The following is a 10,869-nucleotide window of genomic DNA, read 5'->3' as shown; positions in this document are numbered from 1 at the left end:
TGCAAAGAGATTCCAGCAAAAATAAATAATGAACCTCCCATTGGGACCACTACCATTGATTCGGCTAAAATCGATAAGGTCATTGAGAAGAAATTCAGGACATTTGAAGGATTGGCAGACACCACTTTCGTTCGACTGGCAGATTTTAGCGATGGTTTTGCCTATGATATGAGGTATGCGACCCCAAATAATTTTCTAAAGGCCAAAGTGTACGATTGTCCCGAATGTTATATGCGTGTCAAAACGGCAAAAGCCCTATTAAAGGCAAATGACGAGTTCAAGGCCAAAGGTGTCAAAATAAAATTCTTTGATTGTTATCGACCCAATTCCGTACAATACAAAATGTGGGAGATCGTCCCAAATCCGCAATACGTGGCAAATCCCGTAAAAGGTTCCATACATAACAAAGGTGGAGCTGTCGATATCTCCTTGGTTACCCTTGATGGTAAATCTTTGGATATGGGAACTGATTTTGATTTTTTTGGAAAAAAGGCCTATCATGATAATATGGATCTGCCCCAAAATATTTTGGATAATAGAAAGCTTCTAAAAGAAACCATGGAGAAACATGGATTTTGGTCCATTCGTACCGAGTGGTGGCATTATAACCTGTCCGCTGGCTCCAATGACAAAGTAGCTGATTTTAAATGGGAATGTGATACACTAAAATAATTACGTCATGAAATATGTACAATTGCTTGTTTTATTCTTTTTATTCAGTCAAGTGAGAGCCCAGGATACCATCATACCCCTATGGCCGAAAGGAAAAATCCCGAATAGGATAGCATCGGACGAAAAAGAAACACACAAAACGGACGGCATCCTCAGAATTGAAAAGGTACAAGAACCGACTTTGGAAGTCTATCTTCCCGCAGAAAATAATGCCACTGGCCGTGCGGTAGTCATCTTTCCTGGAGGCGGGTATCGAATATTGGCATATGATTGGGAGGGTACCGATATCGCCAAGTTTTTAAATGGAAAGGGTATTGCCGGAATCGTGGTAAAATATCGTCTTCCTTCCGATGCTTCCCAAACGGATAAGCATAATGTACCTCTGATCGATGCGCAAAGGGCCCTTCGAATGGTGCGTAGTAAAGCTGTCGATTATCACATTGACCCGAACAAAATCGGTATTATAGGATTTTCCGCGGGGGGGCATTTGGCTTCCACCTTGGGTACACATTTTAACGAAAAGGTCTATGAACCGATTGATGAAGTAGATACAGTTAGTGCCCGGCCAGACTTTATGGTGCTGGGGTATCCGGTCATCACTTTTAGTGATAAAACGCATCAGGGTTCAAGAATGTTCTTATTGGGGGATTATCCAAAATCCGAACTGGTGGAACACTTTTCCAATGAAAGACAGGTTACCGAGAATACACCTCCTACCTTTATATTTCATGCCACCGATGATGGGGCAGTACCTGTTGAGAATAGTTTGATGTTTTATAAAGCCTTGAAAGATAAAGGGGTTTCGGCAACTATGCACATATATCCCAAAGGCGGACATGGCTTTTCCTTGGCGCGTAAGGACAAACATTTGAGGGGCTGGACAGAACGGATGTTTGAATGGATGGAAAGTATGGACTAGCCTAAAAAGATTTCTATAAAACATACAAGTTAATATCCATAACTTTTATATTTTTGCAATCCTATTTCGGGATGTGGCGCAGTTCCCGCTGAGGAGCGGGACAGGCCCGGTAGCATATCCCGCCGTTGGCGGGATGGTCGCAAGAAGGAATGAAATATGTCGTTTATATATTGTTTAGTGAAAGATTAGACCGATATTATTGCGGGCAGACCAACAATCTTGAAAAGCGACTTGCCGCTCATAATAAGGGAGGCAGAAAATATACATCCAAGGGTATTCCTTGGATTTTGATACAGGTTTATGACTGCAATGGTCGGTCAGAGGCGGTAGTATTGGAAAGGAAGATAAAGCAGAGGGGTATTAAAAGATATCTCTCCGAGAATTAATATTTTCGGGATGTGGCGCAGTCCGGTAGCGCACACGGCTGGGGGCCGTGTGGTCGCAGGTTCAAATCCTGTCATCCCGACCAAGCAGAAAAGTGATTTGCTATGGCAAATCACTTTTTTTTATTCAAGAAACGTCAAAAGCAGGGCTTTTGTAAGTGATTGGAATAAAAAAACAATGCGAAGCATTCACTTTTCTATTTGCAGTGAGGGTTCATTGGGATTATCCAAATCCCGAATTCGAGGTATTGAAAAAAACAATGCGAAGCGTTCACTTTTCTATTTGCAGTGAGGGTTTATTGGGATTATCCAAATCCTGGAATAAAGGGAATATAAAAAGGAATGTGCTTACCTATACCGTGCCTATAAAATCCCGCCGGTGTAATTGAAAACTTTGGTTTTGAACTCGTTAAAGTCCGTATAAAATTCCTCAAAACGATCTTTTAATGCTTTATGGTTCTCCAAGTAATAAGTGTCGCAAGAAATATCCTCGCACTCCAAAATACCACTTAACTTTGATTCATATTCATTTACTTCTTTCTTCAGTTTTTTCAATTCGCTTGCTATGGTTTCTGCTTCTTTATTAAGCTCTTGTAATCGTTCGAAAAGATTTGGTTTGGCTACCCTAAAAGCCTTGGAATTCAATAGCTTATCAATGAACAGGATATCATTTTCCTTATAGGTCAACATTGACTTCCACCGTACCGTGTCACCATGGAATTCTCTTAATATATCTTCGGCAGTATTATTCAAACTTAACATCTTGTTGTATTTTGGAAACTTGTCGGAAAAGTAGTCTAACTGATACAGTTGGAAATGATATTTATCAGTTTTTCTGTTTTTAACTTATTCTTGGGAATAAAACAAGGAAGGTATTGGCCTTCGCTTTTTACCTGTCTGGCACGCTTACGGTAGCTAAATTACAACAAAGGGTCAGCTAGGATTTTTAAATCCCATTAAAACGACATTCATTAAATTAAAGTAAACCATTGATATTAAATCGCCTACGATAGTGATCTATGAGAGCCTCTTAGTTCAGATAGGGAATAGGGCTGAATTTGAATACGAACTGCCATAATTTAATTTATTAATATCACGTATATTCAATGTAGATTATGATCTTTATCATGATTTCCTCAAAGGGGCTCTATTATATTTGATATATTATATATCCTAAAACAAAATGGTGCTCAATGAAAATAAATGCTGAGAAAATTAGGGAGTTGATCACTCAGATTGATGTCATTATTGTAGCAATACGAGAGGAAGAAACCGATGCCGAGTCTCTATTGGCAGCGATACATCCGGTGTATCACAAAAGTGCACGGAATTTAATCCACTATAATGCCTTTAGAAAATTCGATTTAAGGAGCACCCAAAAAAAGCTACAAAAATTAGGGGTGACCCGGCTTGCAAGAGCGGAGGGCCATTTGATGTCGAGCTTATTGAAAACAAGGTTCATCCTATACAGCTTATTGGGAGAACAGCCTCCATTAATTCCTAAGGCCATGTTGTCGATAAAAAATGGCAAAAGACAGTTGTCGAAACACACAAAAGAGCTATTAGGCTATCGTTCGAAAGGAAGAAGGGTTCGAATTATGGTCACTCAGCCAACCCAGGCTGCCCATGATTATCAAATGGTGTATGATTTGGTACAGAATGGGATGAACTGTGCCCGCATCAATTGTGCACATGACAATCCGGAAATTTGGTCAAAAATCATTGCAAATGTCAAGAAGGCCTCCAAGGCCTCAGGTAAAAAAGTAAAGATCACTATGGATTTGGCTGGGCCAAAAATCAGGACAGGCAATATTACGCCCGGCCCTAAAATTCGAAAATACACACCCGAACGCGATAAAATTGGAAATATCCTAAGCCCTGCATTGATTGTATTGGTCCCTGAAGTCATGGAAACCTCTAAACCGAATACTTTGGCTGTTGGCAGCGATTGGCTTCATAAATTGGCTTTGGGTGATACATTCACTTTTAAGGATACCAGGAACAAGAAACGTAAACTAAAAGTGGTACATGTAGGTGAACTAGAGGTTCAAGTGCATTGTTATAAAACCTCCTACATCAGTACAGGTACCACCATTCGCTGTGTGAATCGAGAACTCGATGACGGTATCGTTGGGGATCTTCCTGCTATCGAGCAGTCTATTTTACTTAGAACCGGTGATGTACTTACCATTACAAAACCGAATGTTTTAGGAACTACGCCAGTTTTTGATAAGGATGGAAATCTTATTGAACGCCCAACCATTCCGTGTTTACTCCCAGAGGTTTTTGATCGGGTCAAGGAAGGGGAAAGGATTTTATTCGATGATGGTAAAATCGAAGGTCGTATTGAGACCATCTTTCCCGATCATTTTGAGGTTCGAATCACTAGGGCATTGGAAAAAGGATCCAAGTTGAAGGCTGAAAAAGGAATCAACTTTCCCACGACAGACCTTGGTATCAGTGGACTTACCGCGAAAGACAAAATAGATATGGAATTCATTGCAAAAAATGCGGACGTGGTCAATTTTTCCTTTGTAAACTCCAAGGATGATGTTGAGGAGTTATTATCGGAATTGGAAAAGTTGGACGCCATCAATTCACTGAGTATCATACTGAAAATCGAGACTCGATATGCCTTTGACAACCTCGTGGAGATTCTTCTTGCTGCCATGAAGGTTAAATATATAGGTGTGATGATTGCCCGGGGGGACCTTGCGGTAGAAACAGGGTGGGATACGATTAGTAAGGTGCAGGAAGAAATATTGGCCTTATGTGGAGCAGCCCATGTTCCTGTGGTATGGGCTACCCAGGTTTTGGAAAGTTTCGCCAAAAAAGGATTGCCATCGAGGGCGGAGATTACTGATGCAACGGCTTCCCTAAAGGCTGAATGCGTTATGCTGAACAAGGGACCTTATATCAATGATGTACTACAATTGTTGAACAAGCTCTTATCGAATATGGAGCAGTTTCATGAAAAAAATGAACCCATGCTTCCAAGAATGGAAAAGTTATGAAGCACATACGTGATTCAAAATAAAAAGGGGCTGTATATGACAACAGCCCCTTTTATAATTAGTAGTGTTTCCCTCATTTGAAAACCATCAATAAGCGCCACCATGTTTTTGGCGGTATTGCTGCAATAGGCGCCGTTTAAATCCTTTCTCCGTTTTCAACAGTATGAAGGTTTTCTTGGCGGAAATCACTTTCTGTATTTCTTTGAGAAATTTTTGTTCAGCTTCATGTTTTTGATTTTCAATAGTCATGAGCGCTTGGAACAAGGCTTCGGATTCCTTATCCGATAAGGATTCCATATCCCTTAATTTTCCGTATATCTGAACGCGTTCCTTTTCCCTAAACGCATCCATTTGCGCATCATGTGCATTATAAATCGGCCAAAATGTCTGCGCTTCCGCAGTTGTCAAATCTAATTGTTCCGTGATATAAGCCACCTTAAGTGTTTTAATTTTTTCCCTATCGGGTTTGTGCTGGGCAAACATGTATGCCGAGGTCAGCAGTAAGAACACGACAGCCAGTATATTTTTATTGATTTTCATAATCTGTCAGGTTTAATTCTTCAATATGATCTATGTGATCGTCTAAATAATCAATGATGTTTTTATCCTCGAATTGATTTACCAGAACATCGGAGATTTCCAAATCATCCACAGGTATTATTTCCGCCAATTCGTAGGTCGATAACCCTAAATCGTTTTGATCGAAATAATCCTCAATCTCAGTTTTGGCCAAACTCTCGAAAGTTGGTTCTGCTGAACGGGTATAGACGATGCCTATCGTTAGGGATGTCACAGCGACAACGGCAGCCGCATAATATAGGTATTTACGCCAAGGATTAAGTGCGATTTCCTTTGGTTCGCCCAGACCCATTTTTGCGTGGAGCTGTGCATTCAAACCGTCAAAATAACGATCCGGCACCATGAAACCGTCCGATTTGGGCAATAAAGAATCGCTCTGGTTGTCTTTTGCAGTCAACATTCTTTGCAAAAGCCTATCGGTAAACCCTTCGAAGTATCCTTCGGGAGTTTTGAAATCTTTATTGTTATTTGTTGTTTTCATGTCTATACTTTGACTATCAATTGTTTAAAAGGTTTAATTCGCTTTTAAAAATGACTCCAATTTTTTAACCGCTAAATGGTACGATGCCTTTAAACCGCCTACCGAGGTGTTCAAGATTTCGGATATTTCTTCATATTTCATTTCCTGAAAATATTTCATATTGAAGACCAATTTTTGCTTTTCAGGCAATGTGGCAATGGCCTCTTGAAGTTTTAATTGAATTTCGTCCCCATCAAAATAGATATCCGCTTGTAAATTGCCTACTATTCTTTCTTGCAAATCAGGTTCACTAATGCCCAGTTTATTGGCTTTTTGTTTTAAAAATGTCAAGGCTTCATTGGTTGCGATTCGGTACATCCATGAGTACAATTTACTGTCCCCCTTGAACCCATCTATGTTTTTATATACTTTGATGAAGGTATTCTGCAACACGTCATCTGTATCATCATGGTTGACGACAATTCTTCGAATATGCCAATACAGCCTTTCTTTGTAGGTGTTTATCAACACTTCAAAGGCCTTGGCCTGGGTTTTAGGCTGTCTTAAATCGCTTAGTAATGAATCTTCGGCAATCAAATGATAAAGCTTATGTTTGGTATAGGACAAAAATAAATGGAAAAGGTTTAATCCTTATCTTTTGGGATTAGCATCAAAATGATTGCATTTCGACCAATTTCTTGTAGACACCATTCTTTGCCATAAGTGCTGTATGCGATCCTTGTTCAACGATTTTTCCTTTTTGAAGCACTACGATACTTCGGGCACTTTGAATCGTTGACAATCGATGTGCGATGACGATAGAGGTTCTGTTGCGCATCATTTTTTCCAGCGCATCCTGAACCAGTCTTTCACTTTCTGTATCCAAGGCCGAGGTCGCTTCATCCAAAATCATGATGGGTGGATTTTTAAGGACGGCCCTAGCGATGGATATCCGTTGTTTTTGACCTCCACTTAATTTATTGCCACTATCTCCGATATTGGTGTCATAGCCATGGGGTAGTGCCGCTATAAATTCGTGGGCATTGGCTATTTTGGCCGCTTCGATTATTTCGTCATCCGCGGCATTTTCCTTGCCCATACCAATATTATTGCGGACGGTATCATTGAACAAAATGGAATCTTGGGTAACCAGGCCCATTAAATTGCGTAAAGACTTTTTAGTGATGTCTTTTATATCAATGCCATCAATATTTACAGTACCCTCATTTACATCATAAAATCGGGTCACTAAATTAGTAATGGTACTTTTTCCACTACCGGATTGGCCTACTAAGGCAATAGTGTCACCCTTGGGTACTTTTAGATTGAAATTCTTGAGCACATATTCATCTTCATATTTAAAGGAAATATTTTGAAGCTCGATTGCATTTTCGAACGTATTTTTCTCAATAGCATCTTTTTTGTCCACAATCGGATTTTCGGTTTCCAGTATTTCAAGAACCCTTGCTGCAGCGGCATTTCCTTTTTTAACTCCGAACGATGCCTTGCTGATTGCTTTGGCCGGGGTCAGAATATTATAAGCCAAGCCCATATAGGCAATGAACGAGGATGCATCAAGGGTCTTATCGACCAATACCATCTTACCTCCGAACCACAGAAGTACCCCAATCACCAAAATACCCAAAAATTCACCAGATGGGGAGGCTAGGTTCTGTCGGTTCAATAATTTGTTTGAAAAATTAAAAAAACGTTCGGTAGAGGTGCTGAATGTTTTAAAAAAACGGGATTCTGCATTAAAAGCCTTGATGACCCGAAGTCCGCCCAGAGTTTCCTCAACAATGGATAAAAACTCCCCTTGTTCCTTCTGCACCCGATCCGATTTCTTTTTCAAGGATTTACCGATTCTCGAAATAATGGCTCCGGCGATCGGAATAAAAATAAATACGAAAAGGGTCAGCTTGGTACTGATTCCGAACATGATGATAATGGTGAACAAAATGGTAAGGGGTTCACGAACGATCAATTCCAATATCGATAGAAATGAGTGTTGAATCTCAAGCACATCCGAAGTAATACGGGCAATCACATCCCCTTTCCGTTTTTCGGAATAGTACGATATAGGCAATTCGGTGATCTTTTGGTACATGGCATTACGAACATCCTTTAACACCCCATTACGCAAAAACGTAATATAGTACATGGCAGCATAGTTGAAGAAGTTCTTTAGTAGGAATAACACCAAGACCAGCCCGATGACCAGGATAAGACCTTTCATTTGGTCATCCCCTGAAAAAGCGGTCACCTTAAAATTTATATAATCTTGAAGATAATCCTTTAAATGGCCTAAATTGGTATATATGGGTTCTTTAAGAACTTTTTTCTCAGGCTTAAAGAGCACATCCAGCATAGGAATCAGCGCCGCAAAGGACAAGGCACTGAACAGGGCATAGAGGATATTAAAGAATATATTTAGAAATCCGTATTTCTTATAAGGCTTCGCAAAGCGAAGGATTTTTTTAAAATAATCCATTAACCGAGTTTCAATTCGCTTACAATGCGATCCAGTTTCGCATCGAGTTCGTTTTGAACCTTATAGAAATCATCGGCATGGTTGAGTTTAGAATTTATACTGAAATAAAATTTGATTTTCGGCTCTGTGCCACTAGGTCTTGCGGCCATTCTGGTGCCATTTTCAGTGGTATAGATCAATACGTTCGATTTTGGAATATCAATGGTTTCCGTTTTTCCTGTGATCATATTGGTGGCCACGGATGTGTTATAGTCGTGGATCCACTCAACCTTCGACCCATCGATTTCCTTGATAGGGTTTTCGCGGTAATCGATCATCATTTGCTTGATTTCCTCGGCACCACTGATACCTTTTTTGGTCATTGATATCAATTTTTCCTTATAGAAACCATAATCCACATAACATTGGATCAGTTCCTTATAAAACGAACTTCCCTTGGCTTTGGCGTCCGCTCCTATTTCACAGGCCAATAGGGTAGCGGTAACGGCATCCTTGTCCCGTACAAAATCCCCGACCATAAATCCGAAACTTTCTTCTCCACCCCCTACAAAATCCAGCTTGGGATAATCCTTGATCATTTTGGCGATCCATTTAAAGCCGGTCAGAACTATTTTGTATTCGACACCGTATGCTTTGGCCAAAGCATCCATCATAGGGGTGGAAACGATGGTCGACGCTATGAATTCATTGCCTTCCAAACCTTTTTCCTTGCGTTTTTCCAACAAGAATTTGGTCATCATGACCATGGTCTGGTTCCCATTGAGCAATTCCATTTCCCCTTTTAGGTTTCTAACAGCAATTCCCAGACGATCGCTGTCGGGGTCCGTGCCAATAACCATATCGGCGCCAATTTCCTCGGCTTTCCGTATTGCCATCGATAGGGCCTCGGGCTCCTCTGGATTGGGCGATTTTACCGTTGGGAAATTTCCATCAGGTTTCGCTTGTTCTTCAATGATGGTTACATTTTTATAGCCCGCTCTTTTCAACACTTCAGGAATTGCCGTGATCGATGTTCCGTGCAATGATGTGAAAACGATTTTGAAATCGTCTTTTCCCTTGGCATTGAAGCTGCCATTGGCAACCGAAGCGCTCATAAAGGCTTCATCGACTTCCTTGTCTATATATTCGATCAAACTTTCATTCGCATTGAAGTTGATGTTCTCATAGGCCAGTTTTTCGATTTCCGCAATGATCGCACCATCTTGTGGGGGCACAATTTGACCCCCATCGGTCCAATAGACCTTATAGCCATTATATTCGGGCGGATTGTGGGAGGCCGTTAAGACGATTCCCGCATGGCAATCTAAATGTCTTACCGCAAATGATAATTCAGGGGTGGTTCGTAATTCAGAAAATAGAAAGACCTTAATGCCATTGGCGGAGAATACATTGGCCACCGTTTTGGCCAGTGTGTCACTATTGTGTCGACAATCATAAGCGATAACTACTTTTATGTCCTTACCGGCATACACTTTTTTTAGGTAATTACTGAGTCCCTGGGTGCTTTTTCCCAAGGTGTATTTGTTGATTCTATTGGTGCCAACGCCCATGAGCCCGCGCATACCGCCCGTACCAAACTCCATGTTCTTGTAAAACCGGTCTTTGAGCCCCTCGGGATCGTTGGCTATCAATTGTTGAATTTCGGTTTTGACTTCAGCATCGAAGAAATCTGAAAGCCAGCTTTGGGCAGTTTTTACAATAGCGTTCATTTACTTTTATTTTGATAGGTTAATTTACGAAGAATATTGTTTTTTATCTAAGCTGAGATTCAATTCTTCCGATATATTATAACGTTTTTCATCTTTCCTGGAGCGAACCATGATTTCCCCTAAGAAGCCAGCCAAGAACAATTGCGTTCCTATAATCATGGAAGTCAATGAAATATAGAACTCCGGTCTTTCGGTAATAAGTCTGGCGGTAGGGTTGATAAATAATTTGTCAATCCCAAGAAAAAGTGCAAATCCGAAACCAATAATGAACACGATCACCCCAAGAGCGCCAAAAAGATGCATGGGCCTTCTTCCGAATTTCGAAACGAACCAAATGGTGATCAAATCTAAAAAACCGTTTATAAATCGTTCCATACCAAATTTGGTTTTACCGTATTTTCGGGCCTGATGTTGCACTATTTTTTCTCCTATATTCCCGAATCCCGCACTTTTGGCCAAAACAGGAATGTAACGGTGCATTTCACCACGTACTTCTATATTTTTTATTACCGCTTTTTTATAGGCCTTTAAGCCGCAATTGAAATCATTTAGTTTTACGCCTGAGGTTTTTCGGGCAGCCCAATTGAACAATTTCGAGGGAATGTTTTTTGAAATGACCGAATCGTACCGCTTTTTCTTCCA

The 10,869-nt window shown here is 40.5% G+C and carries 11 protein-coding genes and 1 tRNA gene; 5 read left to right on the top strand and 7 right to left on the bottom strand.

The window, feature by feature from the left end:
* Positions 1-9 precede the first annotated feature (9 nt).
* The 4 genes from WBM98_RS05590 to WBM98_RS05575 all read left to right on the top strand — a co-directional run bounded on the left by WBM98_RS05590 (position 10) and on the right by WBM98_RS05575 (position 2,060).
* Positions 10-672, top strand: a complete 663-nt coding sequence (locus WBM98_RS05590; RefSeq protein ID WP_424365042.1) for a M15 family metallopeptidase — start codon at positions 10-12, stop codon at positions 670-672.
* A 7-nt stretch (positions 673-679) separates the two neighbouring features.
* Entirely contained in the window at positions 680-1,591 is a 912-nt protein-coding gene (locus WBM98_RS05585; protein WP_424365040.1) for an alpha/beta hydrolase, read from the top strand.
* A 149-nt stretch (positions 1,592-1,740) separates the two neighbouring features.
* The gene (locus tag WBM98_RS05580; RefSeq protein ID WP_424365039.1) at positions 1,741-1,977 is read left to right on the top strand and encodes a GIY-YIG nuclease family protein; all 237 of its coding nucleotides are present in this window, start codon (positions 1,741-1,743) and stop codon (positions 1,975-1,977) included.
* A gap of 6 nt (positions 1,978-1,983) precedes the next feature.
* Positions 1,984-2,060: transfer RNA gene (locus tag WBM98_RS05575), tRNA-Pro, on the top strand.
* Positions 2,061-2,337: 277 nt separating this feature from the next.
* On the opposite strand, the gene WBM98_RS05570 is transcribed toward WBM98_RS05575, so the two are convergent.
* Positions 2,338-2,736 carry a hypothetical protein gene (locus WBM98_RS05570; protein WP_424365038.1) on the bottom strand — a complete coding sequence of 133 codons (399 nt, stop codon included), beginning with the start codon at positions 2,734-2,736 and terminating at the stop codon, positions 2,338-2,340.
* A gap of 431 nt (positions 2,737-3,167) precedes the next feature.
* Here WBM98_RS05570 and WBM98_RS05565 point away from each other — a divergent pair, with 431 nt between their 5' ends.
* The gene (locus tag WBM98_RS05565) at positions 3,168-4,988 is read left to right on the top strand and encodes a pyruvate kinase (protein WP_424365037.1); all 1,821 of its coding nucleotides are present in this window, start codon (positions 3,168-3,170) and stop codon (positions 4,986-4,988) included.
* Between the two features lie 87 nt (positions 4,989-5,075).
* Here the strand turns inward: WBM98_RS05565 and WBM98_RS05560 are convergent, their stop codons facing one another.
* The 6 genes from WBM98_RS05560 to WBM98_RS05535 form a co-directional block, all read right to left on the bottom strand.
* On the bottom strand, positions 5,076-5,528 hold the full coding sequence (locus WBM98_RS05560; protein ID WP_424365036.1) for a hypothetical protein: 453 nt from the start codon (positions 5,526-5,528) through the stop codon (positions 5,076-5,078).
* Positions 5,515-6,048, bottom strand: coding sequence for a hypothetical protein (locus tag WBM98_RS05555; RefSeq protein WP_424365035.1), 534 nt, complete (start codon positions 6,046-6,048; stop codon positions 5,515-5,517). Before WBM98_RS05555 ends, WBM98_RS05560 begins: the two co-directional genes overlap by 14 nt.
* Before the next feature lie 33 nt (positions 6,049-6,081).
* Positions 6,082-6,624: an RNA polymerase sigma factor gene (locus WBM98_RS05550; RefSeq protein ID WP_424365041.1), complete on the bottom strand. Its 543-nt coding sequence runs from the start codon at positions 6,622-6,624 to the stop codon at positions 6,082-6,084.
* A 73-nt stretch (positions 6,625-6,697) separates the two neighbouring features.
* Positions 6,698-8,518 (bottom strand): ABC transporter ATP-binding protein, encoded by a 1,821-nt coding sequence (locus tag WBM98_RS05545; protein WP_424365034.1) that lies wholly within the window; start codon positions 8,516-8,518, stop codon positions 6,698-6,700.
* Positions 8,518-10,227 (bottom strand): phospho-sugar mutase, encoded by a 1,710-nt coding sequence (locus WBM98_RS05540; RefSeq protein ID WP_424365033.1) that lies wholly within the window; start codon positions 10,225-10,227, stop codon positions 8,518-8,520. Before WBM98_RS05540 ends, WBM98_RS05545 begins: the two co-directional genes overlap by 1 nt.
* A 24-nt stretch (positions 10,228-10,251) precedes the next feature.
* The coding region (locus tag WBM98_RS05535) for an MFS transporter (protein ID WP_424365032.1) at positions 10,252-10,869 on the bottom strand (618 nt) is incomplete at its 5' end.

This window comes from Maribacter sp., from assembly GCF_049667165.1.
GTDB lineage: Bacteria > Bacteroidota > Bacteroidia > Flavobacteriales > Flavobacteriaceae > Maribacter_A.
This window is presented reverse-complemented; position numbering and strand designations above follow the sequence as displayed.